The sequence below is a fragment of the Enterobacter cloacae complex sp. BZL2005 genome (assembly GCF_049238885.1).
GTDB classification, from domain to species: Bacteria; Pseudomonadota; Gammaproteobacteria; order Enterobacterales; family Enterobacteriaceae; genus Enterobacter; species Enterobacter roggenkampii.
Window position 1 is genome coordinate 73,487 of sequence record NZ_JBMKGI010000008.1, and the last position, 26,835, is coordinate 100,321.

General features: G+C 60.2%; 20 protein-coding genes and 1 pseudogene. 8 read left to right on the forward strand and 13 right to left on the reverse strand.

The window, feature by feature from the left end:
• Positions 1 to 117 precede the first annotated feature (117 nt).
• A pseudogene (locus ACOTXI_RS15090) lies at positions 118 to 1,549 on the reverse strand (6-phospho-beta-glucosidase).
• A gap of 266 nt (positions 1,550 to 1,815) precedes the next feature.
• On the opposite strand from ACOTXI_RS15090, the gene purM reads away from it, so the two are divergent.
• From purM to ppx, 4 genes are all read left to right on the forward strand, one after another.
• Complete coding sequence (gene purM, locus ACOTXI_RS15095) at positions 1,816 to 2,853, forward strand: phosphoribosylformylglycinamidine cyclo-ligase (protein ID WP_058653481.1); 1,038 nt, start codon at positions 1,816 to 1,818, stop codon at positions 2,851 to 2,853.
• Positions 2,850 to 3,491, forward strand: coding sequence for a phosphoribosylglycinamide formyltransferase (purN, locus tag ACOTXI_RS15100; protein WP_021241814.1), 642 nt, complete (start codon positions 2,850 to 2,852; stop codon positions 3,489 to 3,491). Before purM ends, purN begins: the two co-directional genes overlap by 4 nt.
• Before the next feature lie 204 nt (positions 3,492 to 3,695).
• Positions 3,696 to 5,756 carry a polyphosphate kinase 1 gene (ppk1, locus tag ACOTXI_RS15105; protein ID WP_008501645.1) on the forward strand — a complete coding sequence of 687 codons (2,061 nt, stop codon included), beginning with the start codon at positions 3,696 to 3,698 and terminating at the stop codon, positions 5,754 to 5,756.
• A gap of 3 nt (positions 5,757 to 5,759) precedes the next feature.
• Positions 5,760 to 7,298 carry an exopolyphosphatase gene (gene ppx / locus ACOTXI_RS15110; RefSeq protein WP_008501646.1) on the forward strand — a complete coding sequence of 513 codons (1,539 nt, stop codon included), beginning with the start codon at positions 5,760 to 5,762 and terminating at the stop codon, positions 7,296 to 7,298.
• A 4-nt stretch (positions 7,299 to 7,302) separates the two neighbouring features.
• On the opposite strand, the gene ACOTXI_RS15115 is transcribed toward ppx, so the two are convergent.
• Positions 7,303 to 9,543 (reverse strand): EAL domain-containing protein, encoded by a 2,241-nt coding sequence (locus ACOTXI_RS15115; protein WP_031275105.1) that lies wholly within the window; start codon positions 9,541 to 9,543, stop codon positions 7,303 to 7,305.
• A 351-nt stretch (positions 9,544 to 9,894) separates the two neighbouring features.
• Between ACOTXI_RS15115 and ACOTXI_RS15120 the strand changes: the two genes are divergently transcribed.
• Positions 9,895 to 10,083 (forward strand): YfgG family protein, encoded by a 189-nt coding sequence (locus tag ACOTXI_RS15120; RefSeq protein WP_021241815.1) that lies wholly within the window; start codon positions 9,895 to 9,897, stop codon positions 10,081 to 10,083.
• Here the strand turns inward: ACOTXI_RS15120 and ACOTXI_RS15125 are convergent.
• Positions 10,080 to 10,970, reverse strand: coding sequence for a LysR family transcriptional regulator (locus ACOTXI_RS15125; RefSeq protein ID WP_008501649.1), 891 nt, complete (start codon positions 10,968 to 10,970; stop codon positions 10,080 to 10,082). The two genes, ACOTXI_RS15120 and ACOTXI_RS15125, sit on opposite strands and share 4 nt — an antisense overlap.
• Positions 10,971 to 11,067: 97 nt before the next feature.
• Between ACOTXI_RS15125 and ACOTXI_RS15130 the strand changes: the two genes are divergently transcribed.
• From ACOTXI_RS15130 to ACOTXI_RS15140, 3 genes are read left to right on the forward strand one after another with little or no spacing between them, the layout of a single operon-like run.
• On the forward strand, positions 11,068 to 12,297 hold the full coding sequence (locus ACOTXI_RS15130; RefSeq protein ID WP_008501650.1) for an MFS transporter: 1,230 nt from the start codon (positions 11,068 to 11,070) through the stop codon (positions 12,295 to 12,297).
• Positions 12,298 to 12,346: 49 nt separating this feature from the next.
• Positions 12,347 to 12,814 carry a DUF6130 family protein gene (locus ACOTXI_RS15135; RefSeq protein ID WP_045406081.1) on the forward strand — a complete coding sequence of 156 codons (468 nt, stop codon included), beginning with the start codon at positions 12,347 to 12,349 and terminating at the stop codon, positions 12,812 to 12,814.
• A gap of 11 nt (positions 12,815 to 12,825) precedes the next feature.
• Positions 12,826 to 13,569 carry an alpha/beta fold hydrolase gene (locus ACOTXI_RS15140; protein ID WP_058653480.1) on the forward strand — a complete coding sequence of 248 codons (744 nt, stop codon included), beginning with the start codon at positions 12,826 to 12,828 and terminating at the stop codon, positions 13,567 to 13,569.
• Positions 13,570 to 13,624: 55 nt separating this feature from the next.
• On the opposite strand, the gene iolB is transcribed toward ACOTXI_RS15140, so the two are convergent.
• The 10 genes from iolB to ACOTXI_RS15190 all read right to left on the reverse strand — a co-directional run bounded on the left by iolB (position 13,625) and on the right by ACOTXI_RS15190 (position 26,755).
• Positions 13,625 to 14,449, reverse strand: coding sequence for a 5-deoxy-glucuronate isomerase (gene iolB, locus ACOTXI_RS15145; RefSeq protein WP_055321486.1), 825 nt, complete (start codon positions 14,447 to 14,449; stop codon positions 13,625 to 13,627).
• A gap of 9 nt (positions 14,450 to 14,458) precedes the next feature.
• A complete protein-coding gene (gene iolE / locus ACOTXI_RS15150) occupies positions 14,459 to 15,349 on the reverse strand; it encodes a myo-inosose-2 dehydratase (RefSeq protein WP_058653478.1) in 891 nt (296 codons plus the stop codon).
• Between the two features lie 11 nt (positions 15,350 to 15,360).
• On the reverse strand, positions 15,361 to 17,265 hold the full coding sequence (locus tag ACOTXI_RS15155) for a bifunctional 5-dehydro-2-deoxygluconokinase/5-dehydro-2-deoxyphosphogluconate aldolase (RefSeq protein WP_058653476.1): 1,905 nt from the start codon (positions 17,263 to 17,265) through the stop codon (positions 15,361 to 15,363).
• A gap of 12 nt (positions 17,266 to 17,277) precedes the next feature.
• The gene (locus tag ACOTXI_RS15160) at positions 17,278 to 18,411 is read right to left on the reverse strand and encodes a Gfo/Idh/MocA family protein (RefSeq protein ID WP_025912799.1); all 1,134 of its coding nucleotides are present in this window, start codon (positions 18,409 to 18,411) and stop codon (positions 17,278 to 17,280) included.
• Between the two features lie 8 nt (positions 18,412 to 18,419).
• On the reverse strand, positions 18,420 to 19,448 hold the full coding sequence (locus tag ACOTXI_RS15165) for an ABC transporter permease (RefSeq protein WP_008502116.1): 1,029 nt from the start codon (positions 19,446 to 19,448) through the stop codon (positions 18,420 to 18,422).
• A gap of 11 nt (positions 19,449 to 19,459) precedes the next feature.
• Entirely contained in the window at positions 19,460 to 21,007 is a 1,548-nt protein-coding gene (locus ACOTXI_RS15170) for a sugar ABC transporter ATP-binding protein (protein ID WP_058653474.1), read from the reverse strand.
• Positions 21,008 to 21,061: 54 nt separating this feature from the next.
• Positions 21,062 to 21,991: a sugar ABC transporter substrate-binding protein gene (locus ACOTXI_RS15175; RefSeq protein WP_008502118.1), complete on the reverse strand. Its 930-nt coding sequence runs from the start codon at positions 21,989 to 21,991 to the stop codon at positions 21,062 to 21,064.
• Positions 21,992 to 22,022: 31 nt separating this feature from the next.
• Positions 22,023 to 23,009 carry an inositol 2-dehydrogenase gene (iolG, locus tag ACOTXI_RS15180; RefSeq protein ID WP_023294280.1) on the reverse strand — a complete coding sequence of 329 codons (987 nt, stop codon included), beginning with the start codon at positions 23,007 to 23,009 and terminating at the stop codon, positions 22,023 to 22,025.
• Positions 23,010 to 23,312: 303 nt separating this feature from the next.
• Complete coding sequence (gene iolD / locus ACOTXI_RS15185; protein WP_058653472.1) at positions 23,313 to 25,238, reverse strand: 3D-(3,5/4)-trihydroxycyclohexane-1,2-dione acylhydrolase (decyclizing); 1,926 nt, start codon at positions 25,236 to 25,238, stop codon at positions 23,313 to 23,315.
• 11 nt (positions 25,239 to 25,249) lie between these two features.
• On the reverse strand, positions 25,250 to 26,755 hold the full coding sequence (locus tag ACOTXI_RS15190) for a CoA-acylating methylmalonate-semialdehyde dehydrogenase (RefSeq protein ID WP_058653471.1): 1,506 nt from the start codon (positions 26,753 to 26,755) through the stop codon (positions 25,250 to 25,252).
• Positions 26,756 to 26,835: the final 80 nt, after the last annotated feature.

Consider the following 26,835-nt stretch of genomic DNA (forward strand, 5'->3'; position numbering starts at 1 on the left):
AGAGACAAAAAAACCGGAGGCGAGACTCCGGCTTGGGTGCGGGTTCTGCCGGGTGGCGCTAACGCTTACCCGGCCTACACGTCCCGTAGACCCGGTAAGCGCAGCGCCACCGGGCAATTATAGCTGCTCGCCGTTGCTCGCAATCACCTGCTTATACCAGTCGAACGACTTTTTCTTACTGCGGTTCAGCGTGCCGTTCCCTTCGTTATCTTTATCGACAAAGATAAAGCCGTAGCGTTTTTTCATTTCACCGGTACCGGCAGATACGAGGTCGATACAGCCCCACGGGGTGTAACCCATCAGGTCTACGCCATCTTCCACCACCGCTTTTTTCATCTCGCGGATGTGGGCGGCCAGGTAGTCAATGCGGTACTGGTCGTTCACCGTGCCGTCGCTCTCCTGCACGTCGATTGCGCCAAAGCCGTTTTCAACGATAAACAGCGGCAGCTGGTAGTGATCCCAGAACCAGTTGAGGGAGTAGCGCAGCCCCACCGGGTCAATCTGCCAGCCCCAGTCAGATTTCTGCACGTACGGGTTAGAGACCAGGCTCTTGCTCTCGTCATAGTCCAGCTGCGGGTTGTCCGCCGTCGCCTTGGTGGCGAAGGACATATAATAGCTAAACCCGATGTAATCCACGCAGCCCTGCGTCAGCGCGACTTTATCTTCTTCGGTGATATCCAGCGCGAAGCCGCGACGTTCAAAGTAGTTGAGCAGATGCTGCGGATACTTGCCGCGCACGTGGACGTCGGTAAACCAGTAGCGGCGGTGCATGGCGTTCATCGCCATCATCATGTCGTCCGGCGCGCAGGTCAGCGGGTAGATGGGGCACATGGCAATCATGCAGCCGATCTGCAGGGACGGGTTAATCTCGCGCCCCGCCTTCACCGCCAGGGCGCTGGCCACCAGTTCATAGTGCGCGGCCTGGAACATCACCGGCTCACGATCTTCACCCGGCGCGTACTTCAGCCCGGAGTTGGTAAACGGCGCAAAATCTTCATGGAAGTTGGCCTGGTTGTTGATCTCGTTAAAGGTCATCCAGTACTTCACTTTATGCTGATAGCGCTGGAAAACCACTTTCGCAAAACGAACGAAGAAGTCGATCAGCTTACGGTTGCGCCAGCCGCCGTATTCCGTGACCAGGTGGAAAGGCATCTCGAAGTGGGAAAGCGTAATAACCGGTTCGATGCCGTACTTCAGGCACTCGTCGAACAGATCGTCATAGAATTTCAGACCGGCCTCGTTCGGCTCAAGCTCGTCACCTTTCGGGAAGATACGCGTCCAGGCGATGGAGGTACGGAAGCATTTGAACCCCATCTCGGCAAAGAGTTTGATGTCTTCTTTATAGCGGTGGTAGAAATCGATGGCTTCATGGTTAGGGTAATTTTTCCCCTCAAGCACGCCGTTGGTGATTTCGCGCGGTACGCCGTGCGCGCCCGCCGTCATCACATCGGCAACGCTAACGCCCTTGCCGCCCTCTTTCCAGCCGCCCTCAAGCTGATGCGCCGCAACGGCCCCCCCCCCACAGAAAATCTGCTTTAAATCCTGACATTTGCTTTCCCTCATTCTGCGTTATTTTCTGCAAAAACAATTACAGAAACCGGTTTCAGTTCGATGATGTGCAAAGGGGATAGCCGTTGCAAGCAGAACGCCGAAACCGGTTTCATTTTCGTGAACAGAGTCAAGTTTGTCGCCCTGCATAAGCCAGAGAGAAAAAAAGATCCCCGCACCGAGAATAGGCTCGCAAACGTTTGCCTGGACTGTTAGAATTGCGCCGATTTTTCTTACTAGCTATGCAATCGCGTGGGGACTTGAGCCGTGACCAACAAAACTTCTCTCAGCTATAAAGATGCCGGTGTTGATATTGACGCAGGTAATGCGCTGGTTGACCGAATCAAAGGTGTGGTGAAAAAAACCCGCCGCCCGGAAGTGATGGGTGGTCTGGGTGGATTCGGCGCACTGTGCGCGCTGCCGCAAAAATATCGTGAACCTGTTCTGGTCTCGGGTACTGACGGTGTAGGCACCAAGCTGCGCCTGGCGATGGATTTAAAACGTCACGACACGATCGGTATAGATCTGGTCGCGATGTGTGTGAATGACCTGGTGGTTCAGGGCGCAGAGCCGCTGTTCTTCCTCGATTACTACGCGACCGGCAAACTGGACGTGGATACCGCGGCCAGCGTCATTAACGGTATCGCCGAAGGGTGCCTGCAGTCCGGCTGTGCGCTGGTCGGCGGCGAAACCGCTGAAATGCCGGGTATGTATCACGGCGAAGATTATGACGTCGCGGGCTTCTGCGTCGGCGTAGTAGAAAAATCAGAAATTATCGACGGCAGCAAAGTGGCGGATGGTGACGTGCTGATCGCGCTGGCTTCCAGCGGCCCACACTCCAACGGCTACTCCCTGGTGCGTAAAATCCTCGAGGTGAGCGGCTGCGACCCGCTGACCTCCGAGCTTGACGGTAAACCGCTGGCAGACCATCTGCTGGCACCGACCCGCATCTACGTGAAAAACGTGCTGGAACTGATCGAGAACGTTGACGTGCACGCTATTGCCCACCTGACCGGCGGCGGCTTCTGGGAAAACATCCCGCGCGTGCTGCCGGACAACACCCAGGCCGTAATCGACGAATCCTCATGGCAGTGGCCAGCCGTGTTTAACTGGCTGCAGACCGCAGGCAACGTGAGCTCTCACGAAATGTACCGCACCTTTAACTGCGGCGTGGGCATGGTTATCGCCCTGCCGGCAAGCGAAGCGGATAAAGCGGTCAAGCTGCTGACCGAAAAAGGTGAAAACGCGTGGAAAATCGGTACGATTAAAGCCTCCGATTCCGAACAGCGTGTGGTCATTGAATGAAAAACATCGTGGTGCTCATTTCCGGCAACGGAAGCAATTTGCAGGCCATCATAGACGCCTGCAAACAGAAGAAAATCAACGGCACCATTCGGGCAGTATTCAGCAACAAGGCCGACGCGTTCGGCCTTGAGCGCGCGCGGGAAGCGAACATTCCCGCGCACGCGCTGGAAGCCAGCCAGTTCGCCGGGCGTGAAGCCTTTGACCGCGAGCTGGTTCAGGAGATTGATGCCTACGCACCGGACGTCGTGGTGCTGGCGGGCTATATGCGCATTCTGAGCCCGGCTTTTGTTGCGCACTACGCCGGACGTCTGCTGAATATTCACCCTTCTCTTCTGCCGAAATATCCCGGCCTGCACACCCATCGTCAGGTTCTGGAAAACGGCGATGAGGAGCACGGCACCTCCGTGCATTTCGTTACCGACGAGCTGGACGGCGGTCCGGTGATCCTGCAGGCCAAAGTCCCGGTCTTTGACGGCGACAGCGAAGAAGACGTGACCGAACGCGTGCAGACCCAGGAACACGCCATTTACCCGCTGGTGGTAAGCTGGTTTGTCGACGGGCGTCTCGAAATGCGCGACGGCGCTGCCTGGCTGGATGGCGTGAAGTTACCCCCGCAGGGCCATGCGGCGGAAGAGTAGTTTGTTATGTCGGGTGGCGCCGCGCTTACCCGACATCTACCTTGCATTACCCGATATTCCCTTCTCCAACCTTCTAAATTCCCCAACAAAAAAAATAACTGTCATACTTTTCTGGCACTGTTGGACATATCGTGGAAATGCTCGCCATAATAAGGACGAGACGGATTTACCACGTCCTGTGATTGAACTGGAGTGTGAGCTGTAATGGGTCAGGAAAAGTTATATATCGAGAAAGAGCTAAGCTGGTTAGCATTTAACGAACGTGTACTCCAGGAAGCGGCTGACAAAAGTAACCCGCTGATCGAACGCATGCGTTTTTTGGGCATCTATTCCAACAACCTGGATGAGTTCTACAAGGTTCGCTTTGCCGAGCTGAAAAGACGGATCATCATCAGTGAAGAACAGGGCTTAAACTCTCACTCGCGGCATCTGCTGGGCAAAATCCAGTCCCGCGTGTTGAAAGCCGATCAGGAATTTGACGGCCTGTATAACGAACTGCTGCTGGAGATGGCGCGCAATCAAATCTTCCTGATTAACGAACGTCAGCTTTCCGTTAACCAACAAAACTGGCTGCGCCACTATTTTAAACAGTACCTGCGCCAGCACATTACCCCGATTCTCATCAACCGCGAAACCGATCTGGTGCAGTTCCTGAAAGATGACTACACCTATCTGGCCGTAGAAATTATTCGCGGTGAATCCATTCGCTACGCGCTGCTGGAGATCCCGTCCGACAAGGTCCCGCGCTTCGTGAACCTGCCGCCGGAAACCCCGCGCAGACGCAAGCCGATGATCCTGCTGGACAACATCCTGCGCTACTGTCTCGACGACATTTTCAAAGGCTTCTTCGATTACGATGCGCTAAACGCCTACTCGATGAAGATGACCCGTGACGCCGAATATGACCTGGTGCACGAGATGGAGGCCAGCCTGATGGAGCTGATGTCCTCCAGCCTGAAACAACGCCTGACGGCCGAGCCGGTGCGCTTTGTTTATCAGCGCGATATGCCGGACGCCATGGTAGAAATGCTGCGCGAGAAGCTGACCATTTCGCGCTATGACTCCATCGTGCCGGGCGGCCGTTACCACAACTTTAAAGACTTCATTGGCTTCCCGAACGTTGGCAAGGCCAATCTGGTGAACAAGCCGCTGCCGCGCCTGCGCCATCTGTGGTTTGATAAATTCCGCAACGGGTTCGACGCCATTCGCGAGCGCGATGTTCTGCTCTACTATCCGTATCACACGTTTGAACACGTGCTGGAGCTGCTGCGACAGGCCTCGTTCGACCCGAGCGTGCTGGCGATCAAAATCAACATCTACCGCGTGGCAAAAGATTCCCGCATCATCGATGCGATGATCCACGCCGCGCACAACGGCAAAAAAGTGACCGTGGTGGTTGAGCTGCAGGCGCGCTTCGACGAAGAGGCGAACATTCACTGGGCGCGCCGTCTGACGGAAGCGGGCGTGCACGTGATCTTCTCCGCGCCGGGTCTCAAAATTCACGCCAAGCTGTTCCTGATCTCCCGTAAAGAGGGCGACGACGTGGTGCGCTATGCTCACATCGGCACCGGTAACTTCAACGAAAAAACCGCCCGTATTTATACCGACTACTCGCTGCTGACCGCCGATGCGCGCATCACCAACGAGGTACGCCGGGTCTTTAACTTCATTGAGAACCCGTACCGCCCTGTCAGCTTCGACTATCTGCTGGTCTCGCCGCAGAACTCGCGCCGTCTGCTGTACGATATGATTGATAAAGAGATTGCCAATGCCCAGAAAGGGCTGTCGTCCGGCATCACGCTGAAGCTGAACAATCTGGTCGACAAAGGACTGGTGGACAGGCTGTACGCCGCGTCCAGCTCTGGCGTACCGGTTAACCTGCTGATCCGCGGCATGTGCTCGCTGATCCCGGAACTGGAAGGCATCAGCGATAATATTCGGGTGATCAGCATTGTTGACCGTTACCTGGAACACGATCGGGTCTATATTTTCGATAATGCAGGCGACAAACAGGTCTATCTCTCTTCGGCAGACTGGATGACGCGCAATATTGACTACCGAATTGAAGTCGCAACCCCGCTGCTGGATCCGCGTCTGAAACAGCGTATTCTCGACATTATCGAGATCCTGTTCAGCGATACGGTGAAGGCGCGCTATATCGACAAAGAACTCAGTAACCGCTATGTACCGCGCGGCAACCGCCGTAAAGTGCGGTCGCAACTGGCGATTTACGACTATATCAAATCACTCGAGCAACCCGATTAACCTATGCCGATAAATGATAAGACCCCACGCCCGCAGGAATTCGCCGCGGTCGATCTTGGCTCTAACAGTTTCCACATGGTCATCGCCCGTGAGGTGGATGGCGCGCTGCAGATCATCGGTCGTCTGAAGCAGCGCGTACACCTGGCGGATGGCCTTGATGAACGCAGCATGCTCAGCGAAGAGGCGATGGAGCGCGGGTTAAACTGCCTGTCGCTGTTTGCTGAACGCCTGCAGGGCTTCTCGCCCTCCAGCGTATGCATCGTGGGCACCCACACCCTGCGTCAGGCGCTGAACGCGCCAGAGTTTCTCAAGCGGGCCGAAAAGGTGATCCCCTACCCGATTGAGATCATCTCCGGTAACGAGGAAGCGCGTCTGATTTTCATGGGCGTCGAGCACACCCAGCCGGAAAAAGGGCGCAAGCTGGTGATCGACATCGGCGGCGGTTCTACGGAGCTTGTGATCGGCGAAGACTTTGAGCCTCGCCTGGTGGAAAGCCGCCGTATGGGCTGCGTCAGCTTCGCGCAGATGTATTTCCCGGGCGGCACCATCACCCGCGAGAACTTCCAGCGTGCGCGTATGGCGGCAGTCCAGAAGCTGGAAAACCTGGCCTGGCAGTACCGCATTCAGGGCTGGAACGTGGCGCTGGGCGCGTCGGGCACCATCAAGGCAGCGCATGAAGTGCTGCTGGCAATGGGTGAAAAAGATGGGTTCATCACGCCCGAACGCCTGACGCTGCTGACCGACGAAGTGCTGAAGCATAAAAGTTTTGACGCCTTAAGCCTGCCGGGGCTTTCCGACGAGCGTAAGGCGGTCTTCGTGCCGGGGCTGGCCATTCTCTGCGGCGTGTTTGATGCGCTGGCCATTAAAGAGCTGCGCCTGTCCGACGGCGCGCTGCGCGAAGGCGTGCTGTACGAAATGGAAGGCCGCTTCCGCCATCAGGATATTCGCAGCCGCACCGCGCAAAGCCTGGCCAACCAGTACAACATCGACCGCGAGCAGGCGAAGCGCGTGCTGGACACCACGGTGCAGATGTATGAACAGTGGGAAGAGCAGAATCCGAAGCTGGCGCACCCGCAGCTTGCCGCGCTGCTGAAATGGGCCGCGATGCTGCACGAGGTGGGGCTGAACATCAACCATAGCGGGATGCACCGCCATTCGGCCTATATTTTGCAAAACAGCGATCTGCCAGGCTTCAACCAGGAGCAGCAAACCATGATGGCGACCCTGGTGCGCTATCACCGCAAAGCCATCAAGCTCGACGACCTGCCGCGCTTCACGCTGTTTAAGAAAAAGCAGTTCCTGCCGCTCATTCAGCTGCTGCGTCTGGGCGTGCTGCTCAATAACCAGCGTCAGGCGACCACCACGCCGCCCACGCTGAAGCTGAAAACCGACGACCATCACTGGACGTTGAGCTTCCCGCACGACTGGTTCAGCCAGAACGCGCTGGTCCTGCTGGACCTGGAAAAGGAGCAGCAGTACTGGGAAGCGGTCACCGGCTGGCTGCTCAAAATCGAGGAAGAGAGCGCCGACGTCGCCGCGTAACGGTTCAGGCGTCCGCGCAGGACGCCTCTGTTTCCAGCAGTGACTCAAGCGGTGCCGGTCTGCCAATCAGATAGCCCTGCACATAATCAATACCTAGCGCGTGAACCGCGCTACGTATCTCTTCGGTCTCGACATATTCCGCCACCACCAGCATCTTCTTCATGCGCGCCAGATGGCAGATAGACGCCACAATCTGATAATCCAGGCTGTTGTTGACGATATTGCGGATGAAGTCGCCGTCGATTTTAAGAATATCTGCGTCCACGCTTTTTAGCCGCGCGTAGCTTGCATAGCCGGTACCAAAATCATCAATCGCAATGCGTACCCCCATTTTCTGCAGCTGACTGAGGATATGCAGCGCCTGCTCCGCGTTGCAGAAGTTGCTGCACTCCGTCACTTCAAAGATCAGCTGCCACGGCTCAATAGCGTATTTCGCCAGCACGCGGCTCACCTCAAGCGGGAACTGCACCCGGCACACTGTTGAAGGCGCCAGGTTAATAGCAAAGCGCTGGCCGGGCAGTCTTTCCCGATGCGCGGCCAGGAAGCGCAGCGTATGCTCAAGCACCCACAGATCCACCCGAGAGGACAAACCAAACTCCTGCGCGACAGGCAGGAACTGATCGGGGGAGATCAGTATCCCATTGGTGTCCGGCATCCGCAGCAGGACTTCGTGATAGCAATCGCCACGCAGGCCGCGAACGGGTTGAACCAGCAGGATGAATTCGTCGTTGTCGAGCGCCTTCTGCAGGCGGCTCATCATCGCGACTTTATCCTTCAGGCTGCGCTGCAAATGGACGGCACCGCGCTGCTGAAGATTTTCCGGGTGATTAGAGGAGAGTGACAGATCGGCCACCACCGCCAGCTCCCCCAGCACCAGATAAAGATGGTTAACAGGGGACCGGACATAGCAGTAGCTTACGCCAACCTGCGGCTGCAGCGGCATGCCGTCCCAGACAAAGCGGAACTGCTTGATATGCTCGTCCAGGGCGTCAATCCGCTGCTGGTGCGATTCCGCGTTGAGCCGCACCGCCATGTCATACCCGGTGAGGTGATACACCTGCTCATTGGGCTGGAGCGTAGCGTTAACCCACTGCGCCAGCTGCTGTTTGTACTGAATACGCAGCTGCACGCCGTAATTTCGGCCCAGAATTTCCAGCTCCGGAATGCGCAGCAGGCAGAGCGCCGACCACGGATTCTTCGCCAGATCGCGCGACAGCGCCCGCAGGTTAGGCATATGGACAACCGGATCGAGCAGTGCCAGCCTGCGGGCGTGTTTGTTCACCGCGCGCTGCCGGGTCGCCAGCATCGACATATAAATCACCACAAACGAAAAGACCAGGTAACTGGAAGAGGTGATCGCCAGCTGAATATCGTACCCCGCGTTCACTGGGATATAGCGGTAAAAATAGTGAATGGACACCAGCAGTATCGGGGTCCAGATCAGCGAAATCAGCTTATAGCCAAAACGCATCGCGCCCCAGAGCATCACCGGCATCAGCAGCGACAGGGTATAGTTAGTGGTGAAGATGGAGCTGTTTTCATTTATCGGGAGCAGCAGCAGCGACAGCAGCCCGCCAAGCGCAATCGCCCACAGCAAAAACTCCGCGGCCGTCACCTTTTTATCTATCTGGAAACGGATCTGCGAGAGAAGACTTTTGATATAGCGCGGATGACGGATCAGGCGGATCAGCAGATAGCTCAACGGCACGCCCGTCAGCCCGCTGACCAGCAGCGCCTGGTAGTTAATGAGCGTACGAATGTTAAGAGGGTTCAACCCCGCGAGGCTCTGGCGACTCTCATACACGCCCAGATACACCGCAAACTGAAACAGCACCAGAAACAGCGTCGCAGGGCAGATGACCTGCCAGAAGATGCGCTGCGCCATCAGCCGGATGTCGCCGTACGCCGTCATATTGCGTCTGGGCGCAAACACCCGGTAGCCGCCCCAGCTGAGGACTAAAGGGACAATAAAATGGAGCACCCCGGCAACCGTTTCGAACATCCCGACCGACGGGTAATAGCGGATAAACAGCGACAACACGATCCCGGGAAGGGCTTCCAGGCCAAAGAACATCATCAGCGAGAGCAAAAAGGAGAGCGGTAAATAATAAAGCGCCGCGATACCGTCCCCCAGCTGCGTGAACGTATTTGCCACGCTCAGCACGGGAAGCAAAACCACCGGTAATAGTAGCGGCAATGCCCACCAACGGTATTTATTGTTTTTCAGAAAAGCGAAAATCTTCATAGATGCCCGGTTAAACCCCTTTTTCTCCAGAGGGAAGATAAAGACAGGCATCCAACCTGACCTGGCGCCACCCCGCGACGTGCAGAGTGAACAGTGTGGAGGAGGGATTTTAAATATCAGAGCCGGGAATCCGTTGACTTAAATCAAACTATTTCACGCAAATAAGCCTTGCAGAAGAATTTTGTGAAATAATTTTCTTCATATTATCAATATGGTAAATGCAATTATTAATTTCAATAACAATAGTTAATGCAAACGTTGACGGTTATTTACACATCACAGAATTGACCCCATCTTCCCGCTGTGCCTTAATATCCTTATCGCCCGGGCGGGCTTATCCAGGAAAACAGAGTGAGTCAGGTCACGCGTATGCGCAAACGACATCGATTTAACACCCGAATGACCCGCATCATACTGCTTATCAGTTTCCTGTTTTTCTTTGGCCGCTTCGTTTACTCTTCGATTGGTGCCTGGTACCACCATCAGGACAAAACCCAGTCACAGCAATCGAGCCTGACCGTCGACACCGCTGACCGCTAACCCCCCGAAGGATGTTGTACGAGCCGAATAAGGGCCGCGATCCCTTTGCTGAGGATTTTATCCTGCCGCATCACCACCGCCAGCTGCCGCTGCAGCATGGGCGTCAGCGACATCACGCATAGCCCCTCGCGATCGGCATCCTGTTCTACCGCCATTCGCGGCACGATGCTGTAGCCCAGCCCCGCGCGAACCATGCGTTTGATCGCCTCGATGCTGCCAAGCTGCATCACCGGCGCCATCGCTACCCCATGGGCGGCAAACCAGCCATCGATCAGCGCCCGGGTCCCGCTGCCTGTCTCAAAGGCGATCAGCGGCTGGGCATGGAGCGCCTCCGGGGTTAACTCCCTGAAAGCGTCCTGCTGCTCCCTTGAGGCGATAAAGACAAACTCTTCGTCCATCACCGGCATGACGTCCAGCGCTCTGCCGCTCACCGGCAGGGTCACCAGCCCCATATCGAGACGGTTCTCTTCAATGGCCCTGACGATGTCGAGGGTGTTGCCCGTCGTGACTCCCACGCTCAGGAGCGGATAGTCGCGGCGTAGCTGCTCCAGCAGCGGCGGCAGAAGATGAATGCAGGCCGTCGCCCCCGTGCCAAGGGTAATGGTGCCGCTCACGTCGTGGCTAAACGCATTCACGGCCCGGATGGCGTCATCCACCACCTGCTGAATACGCTCCCCGTGCGCCAGCAAGGTTTCTCCGGCAGCCGTCGCCTTAATCCCTCGCCCGGTACGCTCCACCAGCCGCGTTTGCAGAAACTGCTCCAGCTGGCGTATTTGCAGGCTGACGGCGGGCTGGGAGAGGCCCAGAACGTCCGCTGCCGCTGAAAAGCTGCCGCGCTGGTGAACCAGGCGGAAGGTGGCGAGATAGCCCAGATTAAGCGTCGTCATTCAAAGTTTCTCTTATACGGTGCATAAGGTTGCAGCCCTGCCAGCACAATACCGCGCCCGTTATGCTCAGGACAACTGCATAACGGAATGAAAACTCATGGAAACCTCTGCCCTTCCTCGTCGCCTCGCCCTCACCGCCGGGTGTAATCAACTCATCAACTGGGGGATTTCGTTTTATATGCCCGGCACCTTTGCGCGGGCCATTTCAGCCGACCGGGGATGGTCGTCACCGCAGATTTACCTCGGCCTGACGCTGGCGATGCTGGTGATGGCGGCGGTATCTCCTTTTGTCGCCCGCCTGCTGGCACGCTTTGGCGGTCAAAAAGTGGTGATGGTCGGAACGCTGCTGATCGCCGCAAGCTGCGCAGAAATGGCGTATACCCGGACGCTTTATGGCTGGTACGGCGCCTGGATTGTCGCCGGCACTGGGATGCGCCTGTCGCTGTACGATGCGCTGTTCGCCGCGCTGGTCAACCTCTACGGGCAGCAGGCGCGAAGAACGATCTCACGCGTCACGCTGGCAGGCGGGCTGGCCTCCGCCGTCTTCTGGCCGCTGGGCGATGGTCTGCTTCACATCATGAGCTGGCAGGACGCGTTACGCATTTATGCCCTGCTTGGCCTGCTGAGCGCAGTGCTGATCCGCACGCTTCCCCGGCAGCGGCTGACGGAAAACACGAAGGCCATCGCGCCGCCCCTGCGCAACGAGCGGCGTAACGCCTGGCTTTATGCGGCCTTCATCGCCCTTATCACCTTTGTCTCTAACGGCACCTCCACCCATCTGCCGGAGTTTATTGCCCACTTTGGCCTGCCGGTCGCCATCGGCATGCTGTGGGGGATCGGCCAGACGGGCGCGCGCTCGCTGGAGGTGCTGGCAGGTGGCCGCTTAACCCCCTTCAAACTTACGCTCTTTACCGCTCTTGCTATGCCGCTGTGTTTTCTTGTGGGAATAAGCAGCGCCCTGTTTGTCTGGTGCGCGGCCGGGTTTGTGCTGGGCTACGGCGCCATCAACGGGCTGGTCACCATAGTAAAAGCCACGCTGCCACTGGAGCTGTTTAGCGCGGAAAGCTATGCCCGCCGCACGGGCATGCTGCTTATCCCGGGCCAGCTGATGGCCGCAGCCGCACCGTTTGCCTATGCATGGCTGAACAAAACGCTGGGGATCGCGGGTGCAATGGGAGTGTCGACGGGGTTAACGCTGGTGATTGCCGGGCTGGCGATAGCGATCGTGCGCCGTCCCGGGAGGCAAACTGTATCGCACTGTATCCCGCGCGACGCGCTGACAAACGGGTACAAAACGCCCCCTCCGGCAAATATCTCCGATACATAAAAATGGTTTTCTTTCCCTGTCGTCATTCAGAACCGATGAGGAGAGAACCATGATTCGTCGTTACGCAATTTTACCCCTGCTCGTCCTGGCCTCTGTAACACATGCCCAGGCCACGCCGCTGGACAACCTGAGCGCCGCGGACGTTAACGGCCCCGCCGCCGTTGCCCCGCTGGCGCAGCCGCAACCGCCTGCAAAACTGATCGTCGATCCGCCGCTTGCCGGGCCGCTGAGTAAAGGCGCGGTGTTTATCCAGTACCGTGCCGAAAACCTGCGCATCGAGCCAGTATTCGGACCTGAAGCGCTCAAGGTCACCCCGCGCATCGGGCACATTCACGTGGTGGTGGACGGCGCGCCGTGGCACTGGGCTGACGCCAGCGGAGAGCCGGTGATTCTGGTGGGACTCCCCGCCGGTAAACACAAGGTGACGATTATTCTGGCCGACCCGACGCACAAGCCGCTCGACCACAAAACCATTGAATTCACCGTACCGCCCCACGCGGCGGTCCACCATTTTTAAGGAGTCTGACGATGAAAGCACTGTCTGTAGTCACGGCAGGCCTGCTGGCGCTTTCCGCCAGCGCCTTTGCACAGAGCAAAACCAGCGTCGTGCTGGTGCACGGCGCGTTTGCCGACGGCAGCAGCTGGAATAAGGTGATTACCCTGTTGCAGAAACAGCACGCAGAGGTCATTGCCGTCCAGCTGCCGCTCACGTCGCTTAACGATGACGTTGCGGCCACAAAGCGGGCCATCGCCCGCGCGCAGGGGGATGTCGTGCTGGTGGGTCACTCCTGGAGCGGCACCGTGATTAGCGAAGCGGGCAACGATGCGCGGGTGAAATCGCTGGTGTATGTGGCGGCGTTCGCGCCGGATGCCGGCCAGTCGACGGCGGACCTGGCAGGAAGCTACCCTGCACCGCCGGGCAGCGCGGGCATTGCCAAAACGGCGGACGGCTATTTATACCTGCCGACGGACGCCGTCAGGAAGGATTTCGCGCCGGACGTGAAGCCCGAGGAACAAACTGCAATCGCGGCCACGCAGGGGCCAATTAAGGCCGATGCGTTTGGTGAAAAGGTGACCCACGCGGCGTGGCATGATAAGCCGAGCTGGTTTGTGGTCAGCAAAAATGACCGAATGATCAACCCCGATCTTGAACGTGCGATGGCGAAGACGATCCATGCGAAAACCACCGAGGTCTCCGCGAGCCACGTGTCGATGGTGAGCCAGCCGGAGGCTATCGCCCGGACGATTGAGCAGGCGATTGAAGCAAAATAGTATTTTGTAAATTGTAGGCCGGGTAAGCACAGCGCCACCCGGCAAAAAAATAGCCTCAGCGCCCGCCATCCGCGGGATAATCCCGATTAATCCACGCGTGGTCCTCTTCCCACGTGAACATCCATTTGCGCACCGGCCCGGCCATCACGTTGAGATAATAGCTGTCATACCCGGCCATCGTCGCCACCGGGTGGTAGCCCTTCGGCACCATGACCACGTCACGGTTGTAGACCGCCATGCACTCATCCAGCGCTCTGTCGTCGGTGTAAACCCGCTGCATGCAGAACCCCTGCTCCGGGTTGAGGCGATGGTAGTAGGTCTCCTCCAGGTAAGTCTCCCGGGGCGGGTTATCCGTGTCGTGCTTGTGGCTCGGGTACGAGCTGGTGCATCCCTCGTTGGTCCAGACCTCCACCACCAGCAGGCTGTCGGCGGGCTTATCTTCCGGCAGAATGTTGTGCACGTAGCGCTGGTTATGGCCCTTGCCGCGCGCTTCAGCGTCGATATCCTGCGGCGCAATCAGCCGCGTCGGATACGTGCCCTTGCCGGGGGCGGCGCAGACCGCCAGCTCGAGCCTCGTCAGCGCCTTCACCTGCACCGTCTCCTGCGGGGTAACGTACACCGCCCACGGCTTGATGCGCTCGAACGGGCTCATCCGCTCGCCGATGTCGTTAAACTGCGCGGAAGGCGTGCTGATGGAGGCGCGTCCGGCGACCAGCACCAGGCAACGCTCTTCGCTGACGGCGGGCAGCGTCAGCTGCTGCCCCTCATGTAGCTCATACGCCTCAAAGCCGACGTATCCCCACCCTGCGCGTTCCGGCGTGACGGACTGAGTGCGCCCCTCCGCGTTCGGCTGTTGCCAGCGTGATAACAGACGTGACATGTCACCTCCTCAAATCAGTCCGGCGTCGCGCGCCAGGCGGCTCAGGTTGTTATACCCCAGACGGGCGTAGGTCAGCGGATGGGCAACCGCCGGGTCCTGCTCCGCCTCCACCACCAGCCAGCCGTGATAGTCCTGCGCCTTCAGCAGCTGCATGATCGGCGGGTAATCCACGCAGCCGTCGCCCGGCACCGTAAACACGCCGCTCAGTACCGCATCAAGGAAGCTGGTTTTACGGTTTTTCACGTCCGCCAGCACGTCGGCGCGCACGTCTTTGCAGTGAACGTGGTTGATGCGCGACGCCCAGCGCTGCGCCACCGCCAGCGGATCGGCCCCGGCAAAGGTCAGGTGACCGGTGTCCAGCAGCAGTCCAACCTCTTCGCCGGTGTGGGTCATCAGGTTGTCCACGTCGTCAGCGGACTCAATCACCGTCCCCATATGGTGGTGATAGGCAATCTGCACCCCCTGCTGCTGGGTGTAGCGGGCAAATTCCGTGAGCTTCTCGCCATACTCCTTCCAGCGTGCCTGTGGGAAACGCGGGCGCAGATGCACCGGCGTCTGCTGCTCGCCGTGAATGCAGCCGCTCACTTCCGCAAACACCAGCACCTTCGCCCCCAGCTCGCGCAGCAGCGTCAGGTGGGACTGCACGGCGGCGATCTCCGCCTCCACGCTGCGCTCCAGGAGTCGGCCGGAGTACCAGCCGGAGACCAGCTGCAGGTCATGGCGCTGCAGGATGGGGCCAAGCAGCCGCGCTTCGCGCGGGAATTTATTGCCCAGTTCGAACCCTGCAAAACCGGCCTCTTTACCTTCGCTCAGGCAGGTCTCCAGCGACGTCTCCGCGCCGAGAGAAGGCAGATCGTCGTTTGTCCACGTCAGCGGGTTAATGCCCAGTTGTACACTCATTGTCGTCTCCATTATGCGTGTCCGCGCTCGCGCCACCAGGCGATAAGCTGCAGGTAGTTGTCCCGGATGCGCGCCACCAGCTGCGCATCGTCAATATCGTGTTTCAGCCACGCGCGGGAGGCATCGCCGAACAGCGTGCGCCCTACGGCGAAGCCTTTAACCAGCGGCTGCCCCGCTGCGGCCCTGAAGTCGGCGCGCAGCTGTTCTGCAGGGGCATCCAGGCCGAGGATCACCACCCCGCGGCAGTGCGGGTCACGGCGTTCGATAATCTCGCTCAGTGCCGTCCAGCCCCCGGCGGAAAGCGGCGGCAGCTTCCACCAGTCCGGGTAAATGCCGAGGTTGTAGAAGCGGGAGATGGCGCGCAGGTAGAGCTCGTCGCTGCGCGGCATGGTCGCAGGCAGGATCACCTCCAGCAGCAGCTCGTGCCCGGACTGACAGCAGGCGTGGTACACCTCAGCAATTTTCTGCTCCTGCTCCAGGCGCAGGCCGTGGGCATCTTCCGGATGGAAAAAGACCAGGCACTTCACCACGTGCTCCTGCGGCCAGCTGATGAGCTGGGTGCCGATGTTGCCGTGCTCCATCTCCAGCGGACGCGAGCCAGGCAGCTCAATGGGGCGACCAATCCACCACCCCTCGCCGGTGATGGCGTTGAGCGCGTCCTGTCCAAAGGTGCCATCGCACAGCAGGCCGGCTTTGCCCTCCAGCCCGGCCCGGCTCGCCGCCTCGCGGCTGGCCTGCAGGATCAGCTGCTTGAGCGCCGGAATACGTTTGAGCGACGCCCCGCACTGCAGCGCCATATCCTCAAGCTGACTGCGGTGGTCGAACGCCATTACGCACAGCTCCGGCCATTCGCGGCGACGGGTGGTCACCCGGTGCAGATGGTTCAGACGCGGGTCGAGATCCGGGCGCGGCACATCCGCAGCGCGAGAGAGATAGTCATCCAGCTCGATTTTGCTCGGCATCGCCGGGGCGCAGCCGTGGCGCGAGACCACCAGCGCGCCGCAGGCGTTGGCATAGCGACACGCCTGCTCCCAGCCCTCGTCGTTCAGGTAGCCGCGCAGCAGGCCGGACATAAACGCGTCCCCCGCGCCGAGGACGTTCAGCACCTCCACGCGCACGCCGGTCACCGTCAGGCCGTCGTCCAGCCGGGGCGGAATGGCGTCGGTATAAACCGAGCAGCCGAGCGCACCGCGCTTGCAGACCAGCGTGGCCTGACTCACCGCACGCACCTGCCCCAGCGCCTGCAGGGTCTCCGTGCTGCCGCCCGCAATGTGAAACTCCTCCTCGGTGCCGACAATGACGTCGAAGAGGTGCAGCACCTCCTGCAGCTCGCGGGTGACCTTATCCGCGGCGATAAAACGCGTTTCACCGTCGCCTAAGGAGGTCAGCCCCCACAGCACCGGACGGTAGTCGATGTCCAGCACCGTGCGCACGCCGTGACGGCGGGCATAGCCCAGCGCCGTCAGCACCGCCTCGCGGGTCTGAGGATGAGAAAGGTGAGTCCCGGTGATGGCAAGACACCGTGCGGAGGCAATGTAGCTTTCGTCCACATCGCTGGCCGTAATGGCCATATCCGCGCAGTTATCGCGATAAAAAATCAGAGGAAAGGTGTCCCGGTCTTTAATGCCGAGTAGCACCAGCGCCGTGAGGCGGTCTTTATCGGTAATCAGATGGCTGGTATCGCAGCCCACCTGGCTGAGCTCTTCGCGCAGGAAGCGGCCCATATGCTCGTCGCCGACGCGCGCCAGCATCGACGAGCGCAGCCCCTGGCGCGCGGTGCCGTACGCCACGTTGCCGGACGAGCCGCCGAGGTATTTGGCGAAGCTCGACGCGTCCTCCAGACGGGCACCAATCTGCTGACTGTAGAGGTCTACCGCCACGCGGCCCATGCATATCACATCAAACTGCTTTTCCACGTTGATACCTCATCAGACAATGTCATTCACGTTCAGCCAGCGGCCTTCACGGTGCGAGAGCGCGATCGCGTCCAGCACGCGCGACACCTTCCAGCCCTCTTCGAAGTCCGGCCACATCGGCGCGTCGGCGGCAATCCCGTCCACCAGATCGCGCACCTCCACCGTTTTTTGATCGTTAAAGCCAATCCCATGGCCTGCGCCCATGCAGAACGCGGCGTAGTCCGGGTGTGCCGGGCCGACGAGCAGGGTGCGGAACCCCTGCCGGTTTACCGGATCGTCATGCAGATAGAGCTTCAGCTCCGCCATGCGCTCCTGGGTGAAGCTGATGGCGCCTTTGGTCCCGGTGATGACGTACGACAGCCCCATCTTGCGGCCGCAGGCGACGCGGGAGGTTTCAATCACGCCCTGCGCCCCGCCCGCGAAGCGCACCATCGCGTGGGCCTGATCCTCGTTTTCGACGGCAATCATGTCTGACGACCCGGCCTTCGCCGGGCGTGCCGGGACCACAATCTTCAGGTCGCCGCAGACCTGCTCAATCTCCCCGACCAGGTACTGGGCCATGTTGACGATATGCGCCGCGAGGTCACCCAGCGCCCCCAGCCCGGCGGTCTCTTTGAAGCAGTGCCAGTGAATGGGCGAGAGCGGGTCGGCCATATAGTCTTCGTTGTGGGTGCCGTAGAAGTGGATCACCTCGCCAATCTCGCCGCGGGCGATAATCTCCTTCGCCAGCTGCGCCGTCGGGTTTTTCATGTAGTTGAACCCCACCAGCGTTTTCACCCCGGCCCGCTTCGCGGCGTCGACCATCTCGCGCGCGTCGTGGGCGTTCAGCGCCAGCGGCTTCTCCGAGTAGACGTGCTTGCCGTGGCGGATCGCCTCCAGCGCCATCTCTTTATGCAGGTGGTTGGGTGAGCAAATATCCACCACGTCAATCGCCGGGTCGGCCACCAGCGCCCGCCAGTCGCCGGTGGAGCGGTTGAAGCCAAACGCCTGCGCGCGCGCTGCCGCCAGCTCCGGCGTGACTTCCGCCACCATCTCGCGCACCAGCCTGCCGCGCAGGTTGAACACCGTCGGAGCCTGGGCATAGGCGATAGCGTGTGCCTTGCCGATATACCCGGTGCCAATCAATCCAATACGAACCTCTTTCATCGTGATCCTCACAGTGCGCCGCGACGGCTCTTGGCGTATGTATCAAACGCCACCGCCAGAACGATAATTAACCCGGTGATAATCTGCTGGTAGTAGGCCGAGACGTTCATCAGCACCAGGCCGTTAATCAGAATCCCCATGATGATGGAGCCGATAATGGTGCCGCCGATGCGCCCGTAGCCGCCCATCAGCGAGGTGCCGCCGATCACCACCGAGGCGATGACGCGCAGCTCAAAGGAGATCCCGGCGACCGCCTCGGCGCTTCCCAGACGCGCGCTCAGAATGAAGCCCGCCAGCCCCGCCAGGCAGCCAATCAGCACGTAGACGCTGACCAGCACGCGCTTGACGTTCACCCCCGCCAGGCGCGCCGCCTCCGGGTTGCCGCCGATGGCGTAAACGAAGCGGCCCCAGCGGGTTTTGTGCAGTGCCAGATAGCCGCCGAGGGCGACGATGGCGAAGATCCAGATCGGAATGGAGATGCCGAGCAGCTCCCCGCGCCCCCACCAGCGGTAGCCCTGATCGAAACCGGCGATCGGCGCGCCGTCGTTGATCACCAGCGTCAGGCCGCGCCAGATGGTCATCCCGCCGAGGGTGACGATGAACGGCGGCAGGCGCAGGCGGGTCACGCCCAGACCGTGCAGGAAGCCAATCGCCGTGCCCATCGCCAGACAAATCCCCAGCCCAATCAGCCAGCTCATGCCGCCCCAGGCGTTCGGGTCGACGGTGGTGAAGTTGTCGCCCTTAATCACGTACGCCGCGGTCATGGCGCACACCGCCAGAATGGAGCCCACGGAGAGGTCAATCCCGGCGGTCAGGATGACGAAGGTCATCCCCACGGCCATGATCCCGTAGATGGAGACTTCGGTCAGGATGTTGAAAATATTGCGTTCAGAGAAAAAGTTGCTGTTCTGCGACTGGAAGAAGATCAGCAGCAGGATCATGAAAATCAGCACCCCGAAGCGCTCGAAGAAGGCGATGGGATCGATGCGTCCGGCGCGTTTGACCGGGGCCTGCGTTTTAGAAATCATCTGCGTCATGAGAAACTCCGTTATGCCGCGTTCAGGGCGTTGTGGTTGATGGCCATCATCGTCATCAGCCGTTCTTCGTTAGCGTCGTCACCGTGGATCTCGCCGGTCACTCGCCCTTCGCTGAGGGTGATGATCCGGTCTGACACCGCCATCACTTCAGGCAGATCGGAGGAGATCACGATCACCGCCACGCCCTTTTTCGCCATGTCAAACAGCACCTGGTGCACTTCCGATTTGGTCCCCACGTCGATGCCGCGCGTCGGCTCGTCGACGATCAGCACCCGCGGGTTGAGCGCCATGCAGCGCGCGAGGATCACCTTTTGCTGGTTACCGCCGGAGAGCTTGCGCACCTCCTGCGCGCTGTTGACCATTTTGATCTGCAGCGCCTTGCGGTAGGACTCGATCAGGTCGTCCTCTTTGCGGGTATTCACGAACCAGCGCCACTGCAGCAGCGAGGAGAGGCAGGAGAGCGACAGGTTGTCGCGAATCGACAGTCCCAGCACCGCCCCCTCTTTTTTGCGGTCTTCCGGTACCAGCGCCACGCCCTGGTCAAGGGCATAGAGCGGGTCGCGCGGCTGGTACGGTACGCCGTCCAGCTCAAAGCTCCCGGCGGTAAACGCGTCTGCGCCAAAGAGGCAGCGGGCCACCTCGGTGCGCCCGGCGCCCACCAGTCCGGCAATGCCTAAGACCTCCCCGGCGTGGACGTGGAAGCTGATGTCGTGCAGGGCGATGCCGTGCGGATCCAGCGGCGGCTTTTCGCGGCTCAGCCCCTTCACCGCCAGGCGGACGGGTTTGTCCTCATGATGCGTTACGCTGGCGGGACGGCGATTAAAGGCCACGTCGCGCCCGACCATCAGGCGGATCAGCTGTTCGACGTTGGTCTCCGCCACCGCGCCGGTGCCGGTGAAACGGCCGTCCTGGAAAACGGTGAAGCGGTCGCAGAGCTGGAAAACTTCGTGCAGACGGTGGGTAACGTAAATAATGCTCACGCCACGGTTTTTAAGCTCGCGCACCACGCGGTGCAGGCTTTCCACCTCGCTGTCGCTCAGCGCGGCGGACGGTTCGTCCATAATGATGAGCCTGGCGTTGAGGGTCAGCGCCCGGGCGATCTCCACCATCTGCTGCTGGGCCACGCTCAGGCGGGCGACCGGGGTGGTCGGCGCAACGTTCAGCTGCAGGTAATCAAGAATGACCTGCGCCTCCTGGTTAACCGCCCTTTCGTCGACGATCAGGTTACGTTTACGCGGCTCGCGCCCGAGAAACATGTTTTCCGCGACGGTCATGTTGGGCAGCAGGTTGAATTCCTGATAGATGGTGATAATGCCCTTGTTCTGCCGTTCCACCGGGGAGTCGTCCACCGGCAGCGTTTCGCCGTTGAACCAGATCTCCCCGCGGGTTTGCGGCTGCGCCCCCGCGAGCGCCTTCAGCAGCGTGGATTTACCCGCCCCGTTTTCCCCCAGCAGAGCGTGGATCTCGCCCGCGCCGACGGTCAGCTGGGCGCTGCTTAACGCCCAGACGCCGGAAAAGCTTTTTGCCAGGTCGGTCACTTTCAGTAAGGGTTGCGACATCGGTCTGCTCCTCCTTTAGAGTGAGCCGCCGCGCCAGCGGCGGCTGCGGATAAATCAGTTACCGGCCTCACCGATACGCTCAGCCTGCTGCAGGTTCTCTTTGGTGATCAGCGTCGGTGGGTAGTCGGCCCCGGTGATGGCCTTCTTCTCGCGCACGTTGGCCACCAGCTGGCTCATCGCCGTCTGCACCGCAAAGCCCGGACGCTGATCCGCCGTCACCGCCAGCCAGCCGTCGCGCACGCGGGCCAGCGCTTCCGGTACCGCGTCAAAGCCGGTGACCAGAATTTCGCCCGGCTTCACGCCCTGGCTCTGCAGGGCTTCGATCGCCCCCAGCGCCATGTCGTCGTTGGCGGAGAGGATCACCTGAGGACGTTTCGGCAGCGAGGGCAGCACGCTTTCCACGATGCGCATCCCTTCAGAACGCATCCAGTTGCCGGTCTGATCGGCGACGATCTTGTACTTATCGCCACCCGCCTTCAGGCTGTCGCGGATCCCTTTGGTGCGTTCGATGTTGGAGGAGGAGCCCGGCTGGCCGGTCAGCAGAATGATTTCCGCCCCGTCGGGGAATTTGGTTTTGACGAAGTCGCCAATCGCCTGACCGCCCTTGTAGTTGTTGGCGCCAAAGTGCGGCACCTTCTTCTGGCTGTCGACGGAGCGGTCAAGGGTGACCACCGGCAGCTTCGCATCCTGAATTTCATCCACCGCGCTGGAGACCGCGTTCACGTCGTTCGGGGAGACGATAAAGCCCTGCGCGCCGCGGGTGATGGCGTTTTCCAGGTCAGCCACCTGCTTCGGTGAACTGCCCTGCCCGTCCAGTACCTGAAGCTTCACGCCCATCTCTTTTGCGGCTTTTACCGCCGTGCGCTGCATGTGAACTTCAAACGGCATGGCCAGGTTTGGCGTACTGAACACAATTTGCTCGTTTTCGGCGAGGGCGGCCCCGGACGTCATGGCGATGAGGGCGGCTACGATCAGTTTTTTCATTATTATGTCTCTCTGTGTAGGGTGGTTGTGTTTAGAGGACGATCTCGCGCTGGCTGCGCAGTGACTCCAGCGCTTTATCCGCGAGGTACAGCGCACGTTCACCATCATCGCCGCTGCAGTCAGGCACCGCTTCGCCGCGCAGGACCGCAACAAAGTGTTCCCATTCCGCGGCGTAAGCGGATTTGTAGCGCTGCAGGAAGAAGTGTTCCGGCAGCGCGCTGGTGCAGCCCTGTTTGCCGTAGTGCTGCACCTGGTTTTCCAGAATGTTGCCCGCGCACAGCAGCCCTTCGGAGCCGTGCAGTTCCAGGCGCTGGTCGTAGCCGTAAGATGAACGGCGGCTGTTAACGATGGTCGCCATCGCGCCGGAGGCATATTTCAGAACGATAAACGCGGTATCGATGTCCCCCGCCTCGCCAATCGCCGGATCGACCAGGTTGCTGCCCTGGGCATACACCGACACCGGCTCTTCGCCCATGATGAAGCGCGCCATGTCAAAGTCATGAATGGTCATATCGCGGAACATGCCGCCGGAGACGCGCACGTACTCCGCGGGCGGCGGAGACGGATCGCGGGAGATGATGAGCAGCGATTCCGGCTTGCCGATGCGCCCGGCCTGCGCGTCGGTTTTCACGCGGCGGAACTGCGGGTCAAAGCGGCGGTTAAAGCCGATAAACAGCGGCACGTCGTACTCTTTGACCACCTTCAGGCAGTCGCGCACGCGGGCGAGGTCGAGGTGTACCGGCTTTTCACAGAAGATGGCCTTGCCGTGGCGGGCGGCCATTTCAATCAGGTCCGCGTGGGTATCGGTGGCGGAGGCGATCAGCACGGCGTGAACGTTAGGGTCGGTCATCGCTTCATCCAGGCTCTGCTGGCGGGCCTGATACTGCGTGGCGAGACGGGTGGCAAATTCCTGATTCGGGTCAACCACGGACCAGAGCGTGGTCGCGCCGTGGCTGGCGATGTTAGCTGCATGTACCTGGCCAATTCGGCCAGCGCCCAGTAAAGCAATGTTAAACATAACGGCTCCCGGTGTTGGTGAATGCTGTGAACTAACGACCCTATAAATAAAACATTTATTTCATTTTTATAAATAGTGAAAATTATGTTTTTGAGTGCGGGTTAACACTTTTGAGATGAATGAGATAAATTTTGTTATCAATCTCACAACATGGAAGAAGGTGCTGCTAGCCCCTCACCCCGGCCCTCTCCCTCAGGGAGAGGGAGTAAAAAACCACACCGAGCCGTCCCCTCTCCCTGAGGGAGAGGGTTAGGGTGAGGGGAAAACAAAAATGAAATGAAAATTTCGTTACTTCGGGAAAACTCAATACTGACGGGCTTTTTTCACCTGCGACTGCGTTTGCTCCGCGGCCTCACGCACGGCAGACGACTCTGCCACCTGCGCATCACCGGTTCGCCACCAGGAGGCGTAGTCGTGGGTCATGGTCTTCGGCAGCACCTTGATGTCCAGCAGCGTCGGGCCAGGATGGGCGCGGGCCGCCTCCAGCGCCGCCAGCAGGCTTTGCTCATCGTTTACCCGCCACGCGCGGCAGCCGTAGCTTTCCGCATTTTGCGCAAAATCGACCTTCACCAGCGGCCCGTCAAGCCGCCCGCTTTCCGGGTTGCGATGGCGGTTTTCCGTGCCAAAGCTGCCCATGCCGTGCCCCATCTGCAGGTTGTTAATGCAGCCGAAGCTGGCGTTATCAAACAGCAGAACGGTGACCTTAATGCCCTCCTGAACAGCGGTTTGCAGCTCGGAGTGGAGCATCATGTAGGAGCCATCCCCCACCATGGCGTATACCGGCTGCTCGGGTCGGGCGAGCTTCGCGCCGATGGCTGCCGCAATCTCGTAGCCCATGCAGGAGTAGCCGTACTCCAGGTGATAGCTGTCCGGCGTTTTGACCTGCCAGAGGCGCTGTAAATCGCCCGGCAGCGAACCGGCCGCCCCCACCACGATGGCGTTATCTTCCACATGCTGGTTGATCAGCCCCAGCACCCGCGTCTGGGTCAGGCGGGTATTGAGCGCCTCGCCGTATTCCGCCAGCTGCGCGTCCAGGTGCCCCGCCACTTCGGGCGCGTCGTCAGGACGCCACTGGCGATCCCACAGGCGACGGCACTCGTCGCGCCAGGCGGATTTCGCCTCAGCGATCGCCTCTCCCCAGCCGCTGCGGTAATCACCAAGCGCGTGGGTCAATGCCTCGAGCCCGGTTTGAGCGTCGGCAATCAGCGCCGTGGCGTCCAGCTTCAGGGCGTCAAACTCGGCCACGTTCAGCAGCAGGAATTCCACGTCCGGATGGGAAAAGAGCGCCTTGGAGCCGGTGGTAAAGTCGGTCAGACGCGTGCCGATGCCGATCACCAGGTCAGCCTGCGGCGCGAGCTGGTTGGCCGCCATCCCCCCCGTCACCCCTACGCCACCGAGGTTAAGTGGGTGGTCACTTACCAGCGCCCCCTTTCCGGCCTGGGTTTCGGCAAACGGCAGCTGCAGCGTCTCGACAAAGTCGCGAAACGCCTCATGCGCGCCGGAATAGCGCACGCCGCCGCCGCACACCACCAGCGGGCGACGCTTGCGGGCAATCAGCGCCCGCGCCTGCGCCAGACGCTGCGGATCGGGCGGACGGCGCTCGATGTGGTGCACACGACGCGCGAAGAAGCTCAGCGGGTAATCCCACGCTTCCCCCTGCACGTCCTGCGGGAGGCAAATCGTCACCGCACCGGTATCTGCCGGGTCAGTAAGCGTTCGCATCGCGCTGAGCATCGCGCTCATGAGTTGCTCCGGGCGGTTAATGCGGTCCCAGTAGCGGGAGACCGGACGGAAGCAGTCGTTGGTGCTAATGCTGAGATCGTGATACTGCTCGATCTGCTGCAGCACCGGGTCCGGCTGGCGGCTGGCGTAGATATCGCCCGAAAGCAGCAGCAGCGGGATGCGGTTCGCCGTAGCGGTTGCCGCGGCCGTGACCATATTGGCGGCGCCCGGCCCGACGGAGGAGGTGACGGCAAAGATGCGCTGACGGCGGTGCTGTTTGGCGAATCCCGTCGCCATATGGGCAATGCCCTGCTCGTTGCAGCCCTGCATCACCTGCAGATGGCCCGGATCCTGCTCCAGCGCCTGGCCGATGCCCAGCACGTTGCCGTGCCCAAAGATCGTTGCCACACCCTCCACGAAGGGCGTTTCGTTGCCGTCAACGCTGACGTACTGTTGATTCAGGAACCGGACCAGCGCCTGGGCCATGGTCATACGTTCGGTTTGCATAAAATCTCCTGTCAGCCCAGCGTCGGCATGGAGAACGCAGCGCCTGTCTCCTGCTGCATTTCCGGCCAGCGCGCGGTGATGGTTTTCATTCGGGTGTAGAAGCGCACGCCGTCGTTGCCGTGGACGTTGAGCGCGCCGAAGATGGAACGCTTCCAGCCGCCGAAGCTGTGGAACGCCATCGGCACCGGGATCGGCACGTTGACGCCCACCATACCTGCCTGCACCTCTTCGCAGAAGCGGCGCGCGCAGCCGCCGTCGCGGGTGAAGATTGCCGAGCCATTACCATATTCATGGCGGTTAATCAGGTCCACCGCGCTGGCGTAATCTGCTACGCGCACCACAGAAAGCACCGGACCAAAAATCTCTTCTTTATAGATGGTCATCTCCGGGGTGACGTTATCGAACAGCGTCGGCCCGACGAAGTAGCCCTGCTCGTGGCCCTTCACGCTGAAGCCGCGACCGTCCACCCGAAGCGTCGCCCCCTGCGCTTCCCCGCTGTCAATGTAGCCCAGTACCTTGCTGCGGTGCGCGGAGGAGATGAGCGGCCCCATTTCGTTTTCCGGCGACTGGTCCAGGCCCGGCCCGACGCGCAGCGCAGCAATCTGTTTTTCCAGCCGGGTGCAGAGGTCATCGGCGGTGTTATCCCCCACCGCCAGCACCACCGAGAGCGCCATGCAGCGCTCGCCCGCCGCGCCGTAGGCCGCGCCCATGATGGCGTTGGTCGCCATCTCCATGTCGGCATCCGGCATTAAAATGCAGTGGTTTTTCGCACCGGCCAGCGCCTGGCAGCGCTTACCGTGGGCGGACGCGGTCTGGTAAATGTATTCCGCAATCGGCGTGGAGCCGACAAAGCTCACCGCCTGCACGCGCGGGTCGGTCAGGAGCACGTCAACGGACTCTTTATCACCCTGCACCACGTTGAAGACGCCGTCCGGCAGGCCGGCCTCTTTCAGCAGCTGCGCCAGCGCGAGCGCGAGCGAAGGGTCTTTTTCCGACGGTTTCAGCACGAAGGTATTCCCGGTCGCCAGCGCAATCGGGAACATCCACATCGGCACCATCGCCGGGAAGTTAAACGGCGTGATCCCGGCGCAGACGCCGAGCGGCTGCATCAGCGAGTGGCTGTCAACGCCGGTCCCGACGTTCGCCGAGTGTTCGCCCTTTTGCAGATGCGGAATACCGCAGGCAAACTCCACCACTTCCAGGCCGCGGGTCAGCTCGCCCACCGCGTCGGAGAAGACCTTACCGTGCTCTTCACTGATGAGGCGGGCCAGGCGATCCATGTTCTCTTCCAGCAGCGCCTTGAAGCGGAACATTACGCGCGCGCGCTTAAGCGGAGCATGACGCGCCCACGCCGGAAACGCCTGCTGCGCGGCGGCGATCGCCTGCTCCGTTTCCTGTGCCGTACTCATCACCACCTGGCGGATCTGCTCGCCGGTGGCCGGGTTGAAGATCGCCTGAACGCGCTGGCCTGAACCGGTGACACATTCGCCGTGAATAAAATTCGCTACCGTCTCCATCCTTAACCTCTCGCTGTTGATACGTGACTTGACCTGAACACTGTGTACTGAACACTATATATGAAACAAATATTCCATTT